General features: G+C 36.9%; 19 protein-coding genes. 16 read left to right on the top strand and 3 right to left on the bottom strand.

The annotated features are described in order from the left end of the window. Nucleotides 1-123: 123 nt before the first annotated feature. Nucleotides 124-987 (bottom strand): YitT family protein, encoded by an 864-nt coding sequence (locus tag J2S77_RS13425; RefSeq protein WP_306978159.1) that lies wholly within the window; start codon nt 985-987, stop codon nt 124-126. A 174-nt stretch (nt 988-1,161) separates the two neighbouring features. Between J2S77_RS13425 and J2S77_RS13420 the strand changes: the two genes are divergently transcribed. The 16 genes from J2S77_RS13420 to nth all read left to right on the top strand — a co-directional run bounded on the left by J2S77_RS13420 (nt 1,162) and on the right by nth (nt 16,151). Further along, nucleotides 1,162-1,500: a nucleotide pyrophosphohydrolase gene (locus J2S77_RS13420; RefSeq protein WP_306978157.1), complete on the top strand. Its 339-nt coding sequence runs from the start codon at nt 1,162-1,164 to the stop codon at nt 1,498-1,500. Further along, on the top strand, nt 1,497-2,300 hold the full coding sequence (dapB, locus tag J2S77_RS13415) for a 4-hydroxy-tetrahydrodipicolinate reductase (protein ID WP_306978154.1): 804 nt from the start codon (nt 1,497-1,499) through the stop codon (nt 2,298-2,300). Before J2S77_RS13420 ends, dapB begins: the two co-directional genes overlap by 4 nt. Nucleotides 2,301-2,313: 13 nt before the next feature. After that, nucleotides 2,314-2,730, top strand: coding sequence for a methylglyoxal synthase (gene mgsA, locus J2S77_RS13410; protein WP_306978152.1), 417 nt, complete (start codon nt 2,314-2,316; stop codon nt 2,728-2,730). Then, nucleotides 2,723-3,853 carry an N-acetyl-alpha-D-glucosaminyl L-malate synthase BshA gene (bshA, locus tag J2S77_RS13405; RefSeq protein WP_306978150.1) on the top strand — a complete coding sequence of 377 codons (1,131 nt, stop codon included), beginning with the start codon at nt 2,723-2,725 and terminating at the stop codon, nt 3,851-3,853. Before mgsA ends, bshA begins: the two co-directional genes overlap by 8 nt. 6 nt (nt 3,854-3,859) lie before the next feature. After that, entirely contained in the window at nt 3,860-5,065 is a 1,206-nt protein-coding gene (locus J2S77_RS13400) for a CCA tRNA nucleotidyltransferase (RefSeq protein ID WP_306978147.1), read from the top strand. Beyond that, entirely contained in the window at nt 5,041-6,018 is a 978-nt protein-coding gene (locus J2S77_RS13395; RefSeq protein ID WP_306978146.1) for a biotin--[acetyl-CoA-carboxylase] ligase, read from the top strand. Before J2S77_RS13400 ends, J2S77_RS13395 begins: the two co-directional genes overlap by 25 nt. 21 nt (nt 6,019-6,039) lie before the next feature. Continuing rightward, nucleotides 6,040-6,873 carry a 3-methyl-2-oxobutanoate hydroxymethyltransferase gene (gene panB, locus J2S77_RS13390; RefSeq protein ID WP_306978144.1) on the top strand — a complete coding sequence of 278 codons (834 nt, stop codon included), beginning with the start codon at nt 6,040-6,042 and terminating at the stop codon, nt 6,871-6,873. After that, nucleotides 6,870-7,766 carry a pantoate--beta-alanine ligase gene (gene panC, locus J2S77_RS13385; RefSeq protein ID WP_306978143.1) on the top strand — a complete coding sequence of 299 codons (897 nt, stop codon included), beginning with the start codon at nt 6,870-6,872 and terminating at the stop codon, nt 7,764-7,766. Before panB ends, panC begins: the two co-directional genes overlap by 4 nt. Beyond that, entirely contained in the window at nt 7,744-8,127 is a 384-nt protein-coding gene (panD, locus tag J2S77_RS13380; RefSeq protein WP_306978141.1) for an aspartate 1-decarboxylase, read from the top strand. Before panC ends, panD begins: the two co-directional genes overlap by 23 nt. A 72-nt stretch (nt 8,128-8,199) precedes the next feature. Next, nucleotides 8,200-10,833 (top strand): helicase C-terminal domain-containing protein, encoded by a 2,634-nt coding sequence (locus J2S77_RS13375; protein ID WP_306978140.1) that lies wholly within the window; start codon nt 8,200-8,202, stop codon nt 10,831-10,833. A 61-nt stretch (nt 10,834-10,894) separates the two neighbouring features. After that, nucleotides 10,895-11,653: a hypothetical protein gene (locus tag J2S77_RS13370; protein ID WP_306978138.1), complete on the top strand. Its 759-nt coding sequence runs from the start codon at nt 10,895-10,897 to the stop codon at nt 11,651-11,653. Between the two features lie 88 nt (nt 11,654-11,741). Continuing rightward, nucleotides 11,742-12,260, top strand: a complete 519-nt coding sequence (locus tag J2S77_RS13365; RefSeq protein ID WP_306978136.1) for a cell wall elongation regulator TseB-like domain-containing protein — start codon at nt 11,742-11,744, stop codon at nt 12,258-12,260. Between the two features lie 16 nt (nt 12,261-12,276). Further along, entirely contained in the window at nt 12,277-13,458 is a 1,182-nt protein-coding gene (locus J2S77_RS13360) for a pyridoxal phosphate-dependent aminotransferase (RefSeq protein WP_306978134.1), read from the top strand. A 12-nt stretch (nt 13,459-13,470) separates the two neighbouring features. Then, a complete protein-coding gene (gene asnS / locus J2S77_RS13355) occupies nt 13,471-14,763 on the top strand; it encodes an asparagine--tRNA ligase (protein ID WP_306978132.1) in 1,293 nt (430 codons plus the stop codon). A 62-nt stretch (nt 14,764-14,825) separates the two neighbouring features. Next, nucleotides 14,826-15,482 carry a DnaD domain-containing protein gene (locus J2S77_RS13350; protein WP_306978130.1) on the top strand — a complete coding sequence of 219 codons (657 nt, stop codon included), beginning with the start codon at nt 14,826-14,828 and terminating at the stop codon, nt 15,480-15,482. Between the two features lie 15 nt (nt 15,483-15,497). After that, entirely contained in the window at nt 15,498-16,151 is a 654-nt protein-coding gene (gene nth / locus J2S77_RS13345) for an endonuclease III (RefSeq protein WP_306978128.1), read from the top strand. A gap of 31 nt (nt 16,152-16,182) precedes the next feature. Here the strand turns inward: nth and J2S77_RS13340 are convergent, their stop codons facing one another. Further along, nucleotides 16,183-18,822 carry a transglycosylase domain-containing protein gene (locus J2S77_RS13340; protein WP_306978126.1) on the bottom strand — a complete coding sequence of 880 codons (2,640 nt, stop codon included), beginning with the start codon at nt 18,820-18,822 and terminating at the stop codon, nt 16,183-16,185. Between the two features lie 2 nt (nt 18,823-18,824). Beyond that, on the bottom strand, nt 18,825-19,442 hold the full coding sequence (recU, locus tag J2S77_RS13335; RefSeq protein WP_306978124.1) for a Holliday junction resolvase RecU: 618 nt from the start codon (nt 19,440-19,442) through the stop codon (nt 18,825-18,827). Nucleotides 19,443-19,482 lie beyond the last annotated feature (40 nt).

Below are 19,482 nucleotides of genomic sequence, written 5' to 3'. Positions count from 1 at the left end.
CATTTTCCAAATTAAATTGCCACAGCCCTGTTGAATATAGGACTGCGGCAGCATAGGTGTTTTTTCTTGTCTCATTTCCCTGGGTCAGTTCATTAATGAAACTCTAACGTTCGGAGGATTTTTTTAATCAATTGGTTTTTTATTTTCATCTAATGTAAAGCCTTCGCCATGCACATCATGTACTGAGGAAATGGATACGAAGGCATGGGGGTCAACTTCTTGTACAATGGATTTTAATTTAACGATTTCATTTCTTCCTACAACACAATATAATACAAGCCTCTGCTCATTAGAATAGTAACCTGTTGCATGTAGTAAGGTTACACCGCGGTCCATTTTAGTCGTGATATTTTGTGCGAGTTGATCACTATGATTAGTAATAATAGTAGCACCTCGTGCAGCATAGGCCCCTTCTTGAATAAAGTCGATGATTCTGGCTCCTACGAAGACTGCCACTAATGTGTACATACCCTCAACTTCGTCTAAATAAAAAATAACAGAAGAGATAATGACAATCGCATCAAATAAAAACATCGTTCGCCCCATACTCCAACCTATGTATCGATTAACCAATCGAGCGATAATATCGACTCCACCAGTGGTTCCACCGAAACGAAAGATGATGCCTAAACCGACCCCGATAAAGGTACCCGCAAATAACGCAGCCAAAGTCATATCTTCTTGTAATGCAAAGGCAGGGTAAGCTTGAAATATCCATAAATATATAGATACAGCGAAAGTTCCAATTACCGTATATATAAATGTTTGACGACCTAATAATTTTAATCCAATTAAAAAGACTGGGATATTTAATACAATATTCATGACTCCTGGGTCCCATGAGAATAAAAAATATAATAATAATGTAATCCCAGTGAACCCACCTTCAGTTAAATTGTTTTGCATATTAAAATTAACGATCCCAAAGGAAAATATCGCCGAACCAATTAGGATAAACAGTATATTTTTCAACTTAACTCCTTGCACAGTTATGACCCCCTCTATGCCTATATAATTTGACACGCATTCATTATAGTTAATTTTCTACAAATAAACAATTCTATAAACGGTACTCAGTCTGAAAATTGGTATAAATCATTTGTCAAAACATGAATTGTTAGCTAACATTATGTTAGATTATAAAGAAGGTGTGTGCTAAAAATGAGTCATTCTAATACAACACAAGAGATGCAAGATAGAGTACATAAGTTTATTAGCCAATTTGAAGAAGGTTATTTTTCACCACTTACTATGATGGCAAGACTGACAGAGGAGCTCGGTGAATTATCACGAGAAGTTAATCATGTTTACGGAGAAAAACCTAAGAAGTCATCTGAGGCAGATAAAGCATTAGAGGAAGAGTTAGGAGACCTTCTTTTTGTTATCATGACGTTTGCTAATTCACTAGACATTGATATAAATGACGCATTTGAACAAAGTATGTCAAAAATAGAAACACGTGACCAAAATCGTTGGACAAAAAAGGAGAATAAATCATGACTAATACGATCAATCTTATGTTAGCTGGACCACGCGGAAAAATGGGAAGTGAAGCACTGAAATTAGTAGAAAGAACAGATCATTTTCAGTTAGTTGCTTGTCTTGACCGAAAGCATGACGGGATGAATATTAATGATATTGATGGATTGCCTAATTTGGATGCCCCGATTTATACAGATGCTAATCAAGCGTTTGATGAGGTGAATGCTGATGTGTTAATTGACTTAACCAATCCTGAAGTAGGATATGAACATACACGCTTAGCCTTATTACACCGTGTACGTCCTGTGGTAGGTACATCAGGTTTTACCACTGAGCAACTAAATGAAATTAAACGGTTAAGCGAAGATTACCAAACAGGTGTTGTGATTGCACCTAATTTCGCAATGGGCGCTGTATTAATGATGCGATTTTCACAAATGGCTGCAAAATATTTTCCAAATGTCGAGATCATTGAAAAGCACCATGATCAAAAATTAGATGCACCATCTGGTACTGCTGTTAAAACGGCTCAAATGATTGAAGAAGCACGAGAGTCACAAAAACAAGGTCACCCAGAGGAAAAAGAAACGATGTCAGGTGCTCGTGGAGCCGATTATGATGGCTTTAAGATTCACAGTGTTCGCTTACCAGGATATGTGGCTGAACAAGAAGTTACATTTGGTCAAGCTGGACAAACACTTAAAGTAACGCATTCATCTACTGATCGTTATTCATTTATGAGTGGGGTCCATTTTGCAGTTGAACAAGTAATCGAGCATGATGAGTATATTTATGGCTTAGAAAATTTAATGGAATAGTGGGGGAGAAAGATTGAACATCGCACTAATTGCGCATGATAAGAAAAAACAAAACTTATTAAACTTTGTTACGGCATATGAACCTATTTTTAAAGAGCACTCGTTGTTTGCTACAGGGACAACTGGACAAAGAATCATTGATGAAGTCGGGTTGGATGTTTATCGATTGCAGTCAGGTCCATTAGGAGGCGATCAGCAAATCGGTGCAAAGATTGCAACCAATGATTTAGATTTAATTATCTTTTTCCGTGACCCTTTAACGGCTCAACCACATGAACCCGATGTAACAGCTTTGTTACGTTTGTGTGATGTATACCAAATACCAGTCGCTACAAATGCGGCAACAGCAGAAATTATAGTTAGAGGTTTATCAAATGGTTGGTTAGACTGGCGTACGCTTCGAGATTCGGTAGGGGAATACCATGACTAGGCGTATTGGTATTGTTTGTTATCCAACGATTGGTGGTTCTGGTGTTGTCGCAACAGAATTAGGAATTTATTTGGCTGAACAAGGTTATGAAGTTCATTTTATATCGACGACGATGCCATTTCGCTTAAAACGGTTATATCCTAATATTTATTTTCATGAAGTAGAAGTAGCTAATTATCCAGTGTTTAAGCATCCACCTTATGATTTATCATTAGCTAACAAAATAGCCGAAGTGGCTGATCGTGAAGAATTAGATATCATTCATGCTCATTATGCTGTACCTCATGCGATTTGTGCATTATTTGCTAAACAGATGATGAGCCGTGACGTGAAGATTGTGACGACATTACATGGAACTGATATTACGGTATTAGGAATTGATGATAGCCTACAGAATATGATTCGTTTTGCGATTGAACAATCTGATGCAGTAACAGCTGTTTCCAATAGTTTGAAACAGCAAACAGAAGAAGCTTTTCAAACGAAGGCCAATATACAAGTTATTCATAATTTTATAGACCTAGGAGATCGTTTGTCTCAAACGAGCGACAATCTTAAAGAAGAATTAAATATTCCAGAACATGAAAAAGTCATCATTCATATTTCTAACTTTCGAAAAGTCAAACGAGTAGAGCAAGTCATTGAAGCCTATTATTATATAAAAGAACAAGTGCCATCTAAGCTATTATTAGTTGGAGATGGCCCTGAATATAGTCGAGTACGTCAAAAGGTCGTTGATTACAACTTAGATCAAGATGTTATTTTTCTTGGTCGACAAGATAACATCCAAGATTTAATTAAGGTTAGTGATTTGAAGATACTGTTATCCGAAAAAGAAAGCTTTGGACTAGTGCTGCTTGAAGCTATGAGTCAAGGTGTCCCCTGTATCGGAACGAATGTTGGTGGAATTCCTGAAGTCATAGAAGATGGCAAGAATGGTTTTCTCTGTCCATTAGGTGACTTAGAATGTGTTGCGACTAATGCAATAGCGCTTCTACAAAATGACGCCTTATGGGAAGCGCAATCTTTACACGCTCAACAAACAGTAGAAAACCATTTTCAAACGAAACATATTGTTAAGCAGTATGAAGAACTTTATGATCACGTTTTGAATAAGGAATGACATGATATGATTAATCAGGCGTTTATGAAGGCAAAGCCCATTATTGATACATTTGAAAAGTACGGCTATGAGGCTTATTTTGTTGGTGGGGCTGTACGCGACTATTTATTAGGTGAACCGATTGGCGATATTGATATTGCCACGAATGCGACACCAACTGAAACCCTGTCCATATTCGAAAAAACAGTGCCTGTAGGGATTGAACATGGAACAGTTTTAGTATTGCATGGAAATGAAGGATATGAAGTGACAACTTATCGGGTTGAAAGTGATTATTCTGATTTTCGTAGACCTGAATCTGTGACATTTGTTCGAAGTTTAACGGAAGATTTAGCACGTCGAGATTTTACAATTAATGCGATCGCTATGCATCCATCTGAACAACTCATTGATCCTTTCAATGGACAAGCAGACTTACATAATCAATTGATAAGTACAGTGGGGCTTGCAGAGGAGCGCTTTAGTGAAGATGCACTTCGGATGATGCGGGCGGTTCGTTTTTGTAGTCAACTAGACTTCACGGTGACTGAAACTGTAAAACAAGCTATTAAAACGTATCACCATTTACTTCAAAATATTGCAGTTGAACGCATTCAAGTTGAATGGTTTAAACTATTTGCTGGTAAAAATGTGAAGCAAGGTTTAGATATGTTGCTCGAAACGAAAATGTATGAATCATTACCATTATTAAAGGACGAGCATAACGTTATTCAGCGATTAAGTGATCATGTCAAATCTTCTATTAAACACCCGGAAGTTGTTTTAGCTTTATTATCTCTACTATCAGATTCTTGGACGTTATCAGATTGGGTCAAAGCTTATCGTTGTTCCAATCAGCAGAAGCGCGAAGCAAATGAGTTGGTTAAAGCATTTAAGATCTATCAAATAAACGGAATAACAAATCAGTTATTATATCAATTAGGACGGAATCGTTTCTCGCAATTTTTAGAACTACTACAACAATTCGAATTCTATGAATGGTCATTAAAGGGGCTAGAGTCTATGTACAATCAATTGCCTATTCATTCAAGAAAAGATATGGCAATCGAGGGTAATCAATTATTGAATTTACGACCAGATAAACAAAAAGGTCCGTGGATTGGTGAATATTTACAATTAATTGAACGAATGATTTTGAGTGGAGAACTATTAAATCAATACGAGGCAATTGAGAGACAGGTGAAACAATGGAAGACACAAGAAAACGACTAATTGAACTACTCTATAATCAAACAGGTGATTATATATCAGGTCAAGAGCTGTCTAAACAGCTTAACATATCACGCTCAGCTATTTGGAAGCATATGAATGAGCTGAAGAAAGCGGGCTATCAAATTGAAGCTATTACAAATCGAGGGTATAGAATTGTCAGTGTACCCCATGAAATGTCTGAAGCTTCGTTAAGATGGGGGCTAGATACGACTTGGTATGGCAAAGAGATTAATTATTTACCATCCGTAACGTCAACACAATATCATGCTCATGATCTAGCTCGAGAAGGATGTGACCATGGCACAGTAGTAATTGCTGGCGAACAAACAGCTGGTAAAGGGCGTTTGAAACGATATTGGGATTCACCTGCAGGTTTAGGTCTATGGTTTAGTGTTGTCTTGCGCCCTACAGAATTGACACCTAAAGCTGCGACTCAATTAACATTAGTAGCAGCTGTAGCTTATGCTAAAGCGCTTAAGAAATGGTCAATTCCAGTTAAAATTAAATGGCCGAATGATTTATATATTGGTGATCAAAAGCTAGCCGGAATCTTAACAGAAATGCAAGCTGAACAAGATGAAATTGACTATATCGTCTTAGGAACGGGGATTAATGTTAATCATACAACCGACGACTTTCATCCATCAGTTCAACATACAGCGACTTCACTTAAGCAATTTTTAAATAAAACTGTTGACTTGAATGCTCTCTTTAGAGATATGGCTTCGAATTTTGAAACAGAATATGATCACTTCCTAAACAATGGTTTTCAGTCCATTAAGGAAGACTGGGAACAATTAGGGTACAAAATTGGTGAATGGTTAACCATTCGAACCAACACTGAATGGTCTGGGAAGTTAATTAGCTTAAATGATGATGGAGCTTTAATTGTTGAGGACGTATTAGGTGAGCAGCATATATTATATTCAGCAGAAATCCTGTGGCGCTCATAAACCTTATTAGGAGGCGATTCGATGACGATCAAACGCATGTTAATGGATAAAATGAATAATCAAGAGCCAATTGCAATGGTGACAGCGTATGATTTTCCTTCAGCTCAAATGTGTGAATCAGCTAATACAGATATTATTTTAGTCGGTGATTCATTAGGAATGGTTGTATTAGGCTACTCTTCTACGATTAAAGTAACCATTGAGGATATGATTCATCATGGGAAAGCTGTAAAAAGAGGGGCTCCTGGTACATATACAGTGGTAGATATGCCTTTTATGTCTTTTAATGTCTCAGAACGGGATGCAATCATGAACGCTAAAGAATTATTTCAAGCAATTGAACCTGATGCGTTAAAAATTGAAGGTGGTGTGGACGTGGCACCAACAGTTGAACGAATCACAAAAGCTGGAATTCCAGTTGTTGGCCATGTTGGTCTAACACCCCAAAACGTCAACGTCTTAGGTGGTTACCGAGTGCAAGGACGTACTGAGGCAGAAGCCAAACAACTTGTTGAAGATGCTAAAGCATTAGAAGAAGCAGGGGCTATTGCTGTAGTCTTAGAATGTGTACCAGCTAGACTAGCTGCTAAACTAACAGAGGAATTGTCTATACCAACTATAGGAATTGGTGCAGGTGTTGAATGTGACGGTCAAGTTCTCGTCTATCATGACTTACTACAATATGGGGTATCAAGATTACCCAAATTCGTTCAGTCCTATGCCAATTTTAATCAAGATGCATCTGAAGCTGTTAGTCGCTATGTTCGAGATGTTAAAAACAAGACCTTTCCAGCCGAAGAACACACCTTCCAAATAAAAGATGAGGTTTTAAAAGGGGTGTATGGAGGCAAATGAAAACAATTAAGACGATCCAAGCTATGCGAGAAGTAGCAAATGATTATCATCATCAGAATCAGACTATTGGTTTTGTACCAACAATGGGGTATTTGCATGATGGGCATTTAGCTTTGGTTAAAGAGGCTAGAAAACAAAATGATATTGTCGTTGCTAGTGTTTTTGTCAATCCATTACAGTTTAACCAATCAACAGATTTAAACCATTATCCAAGAGATTTTGATCGTGATGAAAGATTACTAAAAGCTGAAGCAGTCGATTATATATTTTATCCTAATGTTGAGGAAATGTATCCTAAAGAATTATCAACCGAACTTAGTTTAGCAAAACGTGGCGATGTACTCTGTGGTGCGACAAGACCTGGCCATTTTGAGGGGGTATTGGTCGTCCTAACTAAATTATTTAATATTATTTCACCTCATCGTGTCTATTTTGGACTAAAGGATGCTCAGCAAGTTGCAGTTGTTGACGGATTGATTGAAGATTTTAACTTCTCTACAGAACTAGTTCCAGTTCCAACGACTAGAGAATCTGATGGACTAGCTTTAAGTAGTCGAAACGTCCGATTAACTGAGGATGAACGGTTAGAGGCGCCAATCATTTATCAAGCCTTACAAGCTGGACAATCTTTAATCGTGAATCATCAGGATTGGAAGCGGGACGATATACTGCATCTGATAAATGATTATCTTCAAGATATCCAAGGAACGATTGATTATATTGACTGTTTGTCTTATCCTGGACTATCAAGTGACATTCAAGCAGAACATGATATAATTATAGCGGTTGCAGTTCAGTATCAAGATGCAAGATTGATCGATAATGTTATTTTGAGGCCTGATGGAAAGTTTAAATATGGAGGCGAAATGAATGCAACGGAGAATGCTAAATAGTAAGATACATTGTGCAACAGTTACAGAGGCGAATTTAAATTATGTGGGAAGTATTACAATTGATAAGAAAATCTTAGAAGAAGTCAATATTCTACCACACGAACAAGTACATATCGTTAACAATAATAATGGTGAACGTTTTGAAACATATGTGATTGCAGGAGAAGCTAATAGTGGTGTCATTTGTTTGAATGGGGCGGCTGCTAGACGTGTTCAACAAGGTGATATCGTGATTATTATGTCTTATGTGACTCTATCAGAAAATGAGTTATCCCATCATCATCCTAAAATAGCATTTATGGATGAAAATAATGCTGTTCAAGAAATCGTGACGAAGGAATCGCCGATGTCTCTAATGTAACTCCCTTATTAAACAAAAGGGGGTTCTTTTTGGTCTTAATTGAACTGAAGCGATAAAGAAAGGTGAGCGAATGTGGTAGAACGTTATATCGTTGTTGACTTAGAAACAACAGGGCATGCTGTGAGTAAAGGCGCAGAGATTATCGAAATAGGAATTGTGATTTTTGAAGGGAAAGAAATTGTTGATGAATTTAAGTCAAAAGTAAAGCCAAATGACAATGTACCATCCTTCATTTCACATCTAACTGGTATTTCTAACGAGGATCTAGTTGATGCGCCCACTTTTGAAAATATAGCTCCAAAACTGCATAAAATGTTACAAAATGGTTATTTTGTTGCGCACCATGTTCCTTTCGATTTCGCCTTTCTTAATGAATCATTTGAACAAGTTGGGATGGAACCTTTAACTTGCCATACTATTGATACTGTTGAATTGGCAAGGATATGTTTTCCGAAAGCTCCAAGTTACAAATTATCGGAAATAGTTGATTATTTGGGGATTGAACATTATTCACCTCACCGAGCTTTATCAGATGCCTATGTAACTGGGCAATTATGGCTAAATATACGAGAAAAATTAGAAACATTACCTTATTACACTTTACAGCAACTAAAGCCTTTTATTCCATCATTGCATAGTCGACTAGAATCTTGGTTTGATAACTTATTGGAAGAACGACGCTATAATTACACAAACGATTCTTTTAATGACTATCATTTGTATGATCAAAAACAGGAAAAAAGGATAATAAACTCAAATTTTAATGACTGGTTAGAAGCTAAAGAAAGAACCTTACCTTATGAGTTAAGAAACCAACAGAGAGAGATGGCTAAGACCATCTATTCACATGTTCATGAAGCGTCTCATTTGGTTGCTGAAGCGGGTTCAGGATTAGGAAAAACTCGGTCCTATTTATTACCAATTATTTACAATGGTCTTAATGGGTACAAAACGCTGATTTCAACAAGCACCATCCAATTACAACAACAAGTTGTCCATGAAGCTAACTTAATGACTCAACAGCTTGAATTACCATTAAAAACGGTTTTGCTAAAAAGTCCTAAACATTATATTCATAATAAACGTTTTCAAACCTATCTAGATCATTTTGAAGATTATTCTAATTATGATGCGGTTTTAACTGCGTCGATGTTGGTTGTATGGCTAACTGAAACTCAAACAGGCGATGTTGATGAATTAAATCTTCCTACTAACGGACAACAAATATGGCATTATATTAATTGTGAGAATCCTCATACATCAAAAGAAGGTTCTTATTTCCATGATGCCTTGAGAAATTGTGAACAGGCTGAATTAATTATAGTTAATCATGCTTTTCTAATTCGTGATGCGATTCAAAGTCAACAGCTTCCTAAACATGATTCAATCATAATCGATGAAGCTCATCAATTAGAGAATACAACACGTCACCAATTAGCAAGACAATTAAATTATGTTCATATTGTTCACTTATTGCAAGATTTACAACCAATCTTGCCCTTCGATTTAATCGAACAAGCTAGACAGAGTGCAGACACATTCTTTAGAGCAATCTATCTTGCTGTTGATTTCTTGCACGAAGACGACATGTTAACGGATACTGGAAAAGCTCAGCTAATCTTAGATGAATCAAATGAGATGCTATTAACTGAAGGTGATATTAAAGAACAGTTTCATCATTTATCAACAATTCTCGGCCAAATTATTGATTTTACAAATCAACATGCCCTACAGAAGGATTGGCATCAACTGCTAATACACGAAGCAATCCAACAAATCACACGGTTCAAACAGACACTTAAACAATTTTTTGAAAGAGCTGAAAGCCATATAAAATGGGTTGAAACCAATCAATATGGAGCTAAGAATGCTGCAACTCTTCACATTGAACCAGTTTCAGTTAGTGAAACACTTCAATCGTTGTTATTCAATAAACAACCTGTTGTATTAACAAGTTCGACGTTACAAATCAATCATGACTTTAAACCTTTTTTAGTACAAACTGGTTTGCCTGAGCAAACAGCATGTGTTGAATTTAGTGCACCCTTTGATTATCAAGCACAAGTAAGAGTGCTAACGCCTAATCATTTACCAGATGTTACTAAAACAGATTTAACAACTTATACATCTGGCGTTTCTGATTTTATCATTCAATACATGGATACTATTCAGCAAAAAATGCTGATCCTATTTACGTCATTTGATATGTTGCGATTAGTTTATAAGCAACTCAAACGATCTAATACATTAGAACATGTCACAGTAATTGGACAAGGTGTCACAACTGGTAGTAGAGAAAAGTTAAAGAAAATGTTTGAAACAACAGATCTTATCATATTACTTGGTACTCATTCGTTTTGGGAAGGATTTGATGTTAATGATCAATCTTGTAAGACAGTTTGTATGGTGAGACTTCCGTTTGAAACACCGTCTAGTCCTATGATGCAAGCTAAACGAAAATCCCTTTCCGATCAAAATACAAACACATTTTATCAATTAGCATTGCCTATTGCCGTACAACGTTTTCGCCAAGCTTTTGGGCGTATGATTAGAAGTGAACAAGATCGAGGTGTTTTTTTAGTGCTTGATCAACGAATTTATACAAAACGGTATGGCCATACATTTTTAAATGGATTACCACATGTCGAGTCGATTCATGCAACGCCTGAACAAGTGATTAATGATGCAAAAATATGGCTAACATAAACGCTAACACTTTGTAACAACCTAAGCGTTAGATTACATAACGGTTAGGTGTTGAGTATCAATGAAAATGACTTCGATATTTATGGCTTTGTTGCTTATGCTACCAACGAGTATCTCTGACAGTGAAAAAAGTGAGTGGGTGTTTACTTCCACTGAAGCTGGTGATACTGTGTTGTTACAAACAGACGAAACAATGGCTTTAATTAATACAGGAAATCCTCAGGAATTTGAAGAATTGAATAAATCAATTGAGCTAACAAATCATGATACGATCAAGAGTGTTGTGATGACCTCTGCAGAAGCGAACAGTTGTGATAATTTAACTCAGTTAATTGACAAATATGAGGTGCAATATGTTTATATGGTTCCGACTTTTGATGATAAATGTTTAGATGAAATTGAAAATGTAAACGACATTACATTGCAACAAGAATCAACTTTCACTTTAAGTCGACGTTTATATATACAATATCGAACGTTGGATCATAACCAAGGGAATGTGTATATTTCAAATGGTGCTATTTCTATGTATTGGTATGAATCAGCAGACGATTACGACATTACACATGCAGACATTTCTTATTTTCCTTCATACTTGGAAAAAGAGGATATTGATTTAAAGACGTTATATAAAATTGAACCTGAGGTTGCTATTATTAATGAAAACAATGATATTCAGCCCAATTCATCTATTTATCAACACCTTCAAGAGCTTTGGGTTGATACGTATTTTTTATCAGATGATATAGCAATCCATGTATTAGATGATAATCAAGATTTTTCGGTGAAATTAGAAAAGTTAAAACAAAATGATTCATAAATTTTTTGTAAATGGTTCCCTCATGCAGGTGAAAACTTGTTATAATATAAAGCATGTATGGGATGAATTGTATGTAGGAGCTGAGAATGTGTCATTAAAAGAATGGTTCCAACAAAAATGGGTGTTGCTCTCCCTGTCAATCATGATGACTGTGTTAATAGTGTTTATTGTTGTTTCATCTTTTTTATATTATGATATTCAAGGTGGGCAAGGAGAGCAACAACAAACTTATATAGATATCGCGTTAGAGACTGCGCCAATCGAACAAGTTGAAACTGATTACGTTTATCACGGGGATGAAGCCTATACAGTAGTGTTAGGACAATCTGAAGAAGAATCTTTGTATGTCTTTGTACCTCAAAAGGATTCACTTAACCCAGATGATGTTTCCTGGACTTCAGCCAATGATGTTATGTCAAAAGAAGAAATTCGCAATAAATGGCAACAATCTTGCTCTAATTGTGATTTGTTAAGCATCACACCCGGCATGATGAATGGCCGTTATATTTGGGAACTTATTTATGAGGAAAATGACAGTATGGTCTTCAGAACCTATACGTTTGAAGAAGGAGACGTGTACGATTCAATATCCTTTAGTCAAAACTAAGATAGGAGCGATACATATGGAATTAGCCGATCGAGTTCAATCATTAACGCCATCTAGTACTTTGGCCATTACTTCTAAAGCTAAAGCGCTAAAAGCAGAAGGTCATGATGTCGTAGGATTAGGAGCAGGTGAACCTGATTTTAATACACCATCATATATATTAGATGCTGCTAAGCAAGCAATGGACGAAGGAAAGACGAATTATACACCAGCTGGTGGTTTACCAGAACTAAAACAGGTGATCAGTGATAAGTTCAAACGTGACCAAAACTTATCATATGACTTAGACCAAGTTATTGTTACAACTGGTGCTAAACACGCTTTATATGCTTTATTTCAAGTGATATTGAATCGTGGTGACGAAGTGGTTGTACCAAGTCCTTATTGGGTGAGTTATCCAGAACAAATTAAGTTGGCAGAGGGTCAGCCTGTCTTTGTAGCAACTAAAGAATCCAATCAATTTAAAATGACACCAGAACAATTAGAAGAGGCTGTCACAGACTATACTAAAGCTGTGATTATTAACTCCCCTAGTAATCCGACTGGTGTGCTTTATTCAGAAGATGAATTAAAAGCACTAGGTGAAGTTGCTTTGAAGCACAATCTTTTAGTTGTATCTGATGAAATTTATGAAAAACTGATATACGGTGCTAAAGAACATGTATCGATGGCTCAATTGTCTGATCAATTGAAAGATCATACGGTTGTCATCAATGGTGTCAGTAAATCTCATGCCATGACAGGTTGGCGCATAGGTTATGCAGCTGGGAATAAACAAATCATTCAGGCAATGTCTAATTTAGCATCCCATGCTACTTCGAACCCAACTTCTATTGCGCAATATGCTGCAATAGCGGCTTATACTCACGATGAAAAAGAAGTCATCAAAATGAATCAAGCTTTTGAAGAACGTCTAGAGACATTGTATAATTGGTTATTGGACATTCCCAAGTTAACATGTGTTAAACCTGATGGAGCTTTCTATTTATTCCCTAATGTTCGACAAATCGTAGATGATTCACCTTTCGATTCTGTTGATGAATGGGTCAAACAATTACTTGAAGAAGAAAAGTTAGCGATTGTTCCAGGTTCAGGTTTTGGGGCTGAAGATAATGTACGATTATCATATGCAACATCTTTAGACGATTTAGAAGAAGCAACGAAACGATTAAAACGTTTTGTTGAGAAGTATAGTTAGGAGGCAACAAACGTGAAAACAACTATAGCAAATGTACACAAGCATTTAAATGAAACAGTCACAATTGGAGCGTGGCTACATAATAAACGTTCAAGTGGCAAGATCTCATTTTTACAACTACGTGATGGCTCAGGATTTATCCAAGGTGTTGTTGCAAAGGCTGCAGTATCTGAGGAAGAGTTTGAGCTATCAAAAGAAATATCACAGGAATCATCTCTTTATGTGACGGGTACAGTTGTAGAAGATAGTCGCAGCCCACTTGGTTATGAATTACAGGTTACTGGTCTTGAACTTATTCAAGAAGCTGTTGATTATCCAATCACACCGAAGGAACATGGTACTGAGTTCTTAATGGATCATCGCCATTTATGGTTACGTAGTAAGAAGCAACATGCGATCATGAAAGTCCGTAATGAAATCATTCGCTCAACTTATGAATTCTTCAATAATGAAGGATTCGTTAAAATTGACCCGCCAATCTTAACAGGGGCATCAGCTGAAGGAACGACTGAATTATTCCACACTAAATACTTTGACGAAGATGCTTATCTCTCACAAAGTGGGCAATTATATATGGAAGCAGCAGCTATGGCTTTAGGACGAGTCTTTTCATTTGGTCCGACATTCCGAGCTGAAAAATCAAAAACACGTCGTCATTTGATTGAATTTTGGATGATTGAGCCAGAAATGGCATTTATGGACCACGAAGAAAGCTTACAAATGCAAGAAGAGTACGTCGCATTTGTCGTTCAATCCGTCTTAAAGAACTGCCAAGTTGAACTAGACACACTAGAACGTGACAGATCTCAACTTGAAAAAATCACGGCTCCATTTCCGCGTATAACATATACCGATGCGATTCAATTATTAAAAGACCAAGGCTTTGATGATATCGATTGGGGAGATGATTTCGGTGCACCACATGAAACAGCTATTGCCGAATCATTTGATAAACCTGTATTTATTACACACTTCCCATTACACATTAAGGCATTTTATATGAAACCTGATCCTGATAATCCTGATGTTGCTTTATGTGCTGATTTAATTGCACCAGAGGGATATGGTGAAATTATTGGCGGTTCTGAACGTATTGATGACTATGAATTAATGGCTCAACGTTATAAAGAACATGATTTAGAAGGACCTGCTTATCAGTGGTATTTACAGTTACGCCAATATGGTTCTGTTCCTCATTCCGGTTTCGGCTTAGGCTTAGAGAGAACTGTTGCTTGGATTACAGGAATTGAACATATTCGTGAGACAATACCATTTCCACGCTTATTAAATCGTTTATACCCATAGGAAATAGATGACTCATTCAGTGGGTCATCTTTTCTATTCTTGTTATGAAGGGAGTGGATAAAATGGAAGTACCGTTTTCTTATCAGAAATTATTAGCTGATCAACTTAGCATTCCGTCCCAGTTGCTAGTTGATTATAAATCATTATCATTGAACGAAACTGACGTGATTGTCATTATGCAAATCATTCATATTCAACAAACTGGAACGCTATTGCCCACATTTGATCAAATTGCCCAACGTATGACGATTAATGCGAATGAAGTAGCTAATGTCCTAAAAAAACTACGCAATCAATCCCTTTTAAATATTGAACATGTTAAAGATGAAGACGGCCAAGAACAAGAATGGTACTCATTATCCCCTTTATTTTCCAACTTATATGAACAAGGGGAACCGTCATCAAGAGAGGAAGAGGGGAAACTGTTTCAATTATTTGAGCAAGAATTTGCTCGTACATTATCACCAATTGAAATTGATACGGTGAGTCATTGGTTAGATGATGACCAGTTTAAACCAGCACTGATTAAAGCAGCTTTAAGAGAAGCTGTCTTAATGGGGAAATTAAACTTCCGTTACATTGATCGCATTTTAAATGAATGGAAGAAAAAAGGCATCAAGTCAGCACAAGATGCTAAACAGGAATCACCGCAACAAAATCGTCAGGCACCGAAAGAAAAAAGAGATACTTCTGTTTACTATAATTGGTTAGAAGAGTAGGGGAGGAGAGAACTGGTGTTAACCAAAAAAGACATTCGATATGTATTAGATACATTGCAAGACATGTATCCAGATGCTGATTGTGAGTTAGATCATGAGAATGAGTTAGAATTACTCATAGCTGTTGTCCTATCAGCTCAAGCAACTGATGCTTTAGTCAATAAAGTAACACCTGATTTATTTGCAAAATATAAAACACCAGAAGACTATATTAATGTCTCACTTGAAGAATTACAACACGACATCAAGCGAATTGGCTTATATCGTAATAAAGCGAAAAATATTCGTAAACTATGCGCGGATTTAATTGAAAAACATGATGGTGAAGTCCCAAACAATTATGAGTCGCTTATTAACTTAGCAGGGGTAGGGCGAAAAACAGCCAACGTTGTTATGTCTGTTGCGTTTGGTATGCCAGCCATTGCTGTCGATACCCATGTCGAGCGCGTGTCTAAACGCTTAGGTCTATGCAGATGGAAAGATTCTGTATTAGAAGTAGAGAAGACACTCATGCGAAAAATACCAGAAGAGGAATGGAGTGCGACCCATCATCGCATGATCTTTTTTGGCCGCTATCATTGTCAGGCTAAAACACCTCATTGTCCAGAATGTCCGCTGTTATCCGTTTGCCGAGAAGGTCAAAAAAGAATGAAAAAACAGGATGTCTAAATTTAGACATCCTGTTTTTTTATGATTTTATTTAGTTGGAGTCTTGGTTGTTGTCATCAGAGTCTGATGTATCTTGATTATCATTCGTATTATTTGAGTCATCTGTACTGTCGTCATTGTTATTACTGTTTTGGCCATCATCATCAGTTTGACCGTCATCACCTTCGTTACTGCCAGATTCACCATCGTTATTACCTTCTGAATCATCGGCATTGTCAGACTCGTTATTATCACCATCAGATTGATCATTTGATTCTTCGTTATTTTCGTTGTCCTCATCGCTTTCGTCTTCATCTTCGTTGTCTTCTTCTTCATCCAAGAACTCTTCCCAGAAATCTGAATCTTCTGCAGGTACTTCGACTGATCCTGTTACTGGGTCACTTTGATTATCAGAATTTGATTCATCGTATGCTGTAATTTCAAAGGTATACGTTTGACCCATTTCAATATCATTGAAAGTATAACTTGTATCGCCGTAGCCACTAATCGAATCAACCTCTTGATCGTTAGCTGAAATACTAATATCAAACTGGACATCACCGCTTGATGGGTGGGACCAAGAAGCTTCAATGTTTTCTTCTTCAGCGTTAAAGTCAACTTCTAATGACTCAATTGGATCGATTTGTTCGTACTCATCAGATGTTTCTGATGGTTCATTACCTTCGACGAAGAGTTCAGTGATAATCTCGCTTTCTGGTGTGTATTCACTTGGTAACTTAGCAGGACGAGATCCTTCTTCAACCCCAATCTCTTTGACTGAATTAGGTTTTGTAAAGTCTGCTGTATCTTCGCCTTCTGATAATTGAGTCATTAACGTTTCAAAAATTGTGAAACGTGGATTAGTGTTATCAATAGTATTCTGTTCGTCATATCCAGTCCAAACAGAAATCGTATAGTTTGTCGAATACCCAACAAACCAAGAATCAGACGTATCATTAGTTGTACCTGTCTTACCAGCAACTGGAAGAGAACCTAAATTGAGTCTTCCTGCGGCTGTTCCGTTAGGATGTTCAATCGTGTCTTTAAGCATGTCAGATATCATATAAGCAGTGTAATCTTCCATCGCTGGTGTGCTTTCACGATCTGGTTCCATTGTCCGGCCATCAGGAAATTCTATTTTCGTGATGGTATGTGGCTCATTGTACATCCCCTGATTACCGAATGCTGCAAATGCACCTGCCATTTCATAAGAATTTGTTTGTACTTCGTTAACACCGCCAAGTGGCATTGATTCTGTAACTTCATTTTCAATGGAGGAAATGCCTAAGTTACGAGCAAACTCTCCAGCAGCACTTTTATCAAATTCTTCACGAGCATTCATAACAGCTGGAACGTTTAACGAGCGATATAAAGCTTCACGCATCGTCACCCAACCGTAATAGTATCCATCACCATCACCATAGTTTTGAAAGGCGCCATCGCCGTCTGACCATGAATAGTAAGTTTCAGACTTACTGTCATTATATTGATGATAGGTAGAAAACTGGTTTTGTTCTATAACAGGACCGTAACTAACGATTGGCTTGATCGCTGAACCAGGGCCACGCTCACTATCCGTTGCATAATTATGGTTGAATGGTTGTGTTCGATTACGACCGCCACCAATGGCAAGCACTTGACCTGTTTTTGTATCAAGAGCAGTTACACCTGCTTCTAATTCATTGTTTGGAAAGGCAGAGCTATCATGACTTAACAATTCTTCAACTTGTTGCTGAGCATCTTGATCTAAACTCGTGTGAATTGTTAATCCTGCTGTGTGAATATTTAAATCTTCTTGATCAATTAATTTTTCAGCTTCTTCATAAACTGTTTCAACAAAGGCAGGATAATTTATTTCACTTGATTCATTATTCTCTTGAACCATGTCTGATACATTTACTTGTTTCGCTTCTTCCGCTTCTTGTTCAGTAATTTTATCGTGGTGAACCATTAAATCCAGTACTGTGTTTCGGCGTTCCTCTGCATACTCAGGATTCTCTAACGGATCATAACCATTAGGTCTTTGAGGTAAACCTGCTAATAAAGCCGCTTCAGAAAGAGTTAAATTATTTAAGTCCTCTTTGCCATAATAAAATTCTGATGCTTGTTGAATGCCATAAATTCCGTTACCATAATAAATTTTATTCAAATACATCATTAAGATTTGTTCTTTAGAATATTCTTGCTCTAATTTGAGCGCTAAATATTGTTCTTGTACCTTCCGCTCAAGAACTTTTTCGTTCGACAGCAAAAAGTTTTTAATGACTTGTTGGGTAATCGTACTAGCCCCTTCTGCTCCAAATCCTTCAGTAATATTTGCAATGACAGCACCTCCGATTCGTCGCAAGTCAATGCCACTATGCTCATAAAAGCGAGCGTCTTCTGTTGCTATTACTGCATCTTCAACAACAGGGGACAGGTCGCTATATTCAATAACGGTACGGTTTTCAGTTGCTAAGTTCGCAATTTCTTCACCATTACGGTCTAAAATCGATGTTCCTGCTGGTACTTGTAATTCTTCTTCATTAAGCTCAGGTGCATCGCTAATATATGAATAAACGACACCAGCACCAACTAAGGTCATGACTAGTCCAATGATTAATAATGTTAAAAAGACTTTTTTCCAATTGATTTTTCTATTTTGTTTTTTCTTTTGTTTATTGGCTTTCCGACTCTTGACTTGATCACTCATAATTATTCTCCTCCGTAAATATAAACGTCATCAATTATTTGTAAATAATCAACTTTGGCTTGTAGGCGGAATGGGATGACGAAACCATGCTCAGCAATGTAGTGATATGGGATTGATTTTCGACCACCATTTCCTTGTTCATTCCAAATAGATAAAAAAGGAGATAAAGGTAATAAATACGTCTCGTTCATATTTGAAAAGCGAACAATTAAAAAAGAAATTCCGCCATGATCATGAATACGTTTCATGTGTTCAACTTGGTGGTTATGAATATTACTTAAAGGTAATGATTGTTTATTTTTAGTTTCTTTAGCCTCAAAGTCAATATGACGTCCTTTATAGAGTCCGTTGAAGTCTGTTGTGGATGGTTTACGGTAATAAGCCTCTTTAATAACAGCTGCGCTGCGTTTAGGGTAATCAACATCCACGACTTGGATTGGTGTTGGTTTTTTATGGATGACAGCTTTTTCGGACTCTAAATAATATTTATTCGTTTCATTAATATCTTTTTCGAGGGTCATCCCTCGGTTGGCATAAGCGTCTTTAGTTTGGCGTTTTTGATTATGATTTCTTTTCCGTTTAATTTGAGATGACTGACGACTGCCCTTAGGATATTTCAAACTTAATTCCTCCTCAGCATTTATTATACCAAATTTTAAA

This window comes from Alkalibacillus salilacus (assembly GCF_030812915.1).
Lineage (GTDB): Bacteria > Bacillota > Bacilli > Bacillales > Alkalibacillaceae > Alkalibacillus > Alkalibacillus salilacus.
Note: the sequence above shows the minus strand (reverse complement) of the source record. Positions and strands in the feature narration are given on the sequence as shown.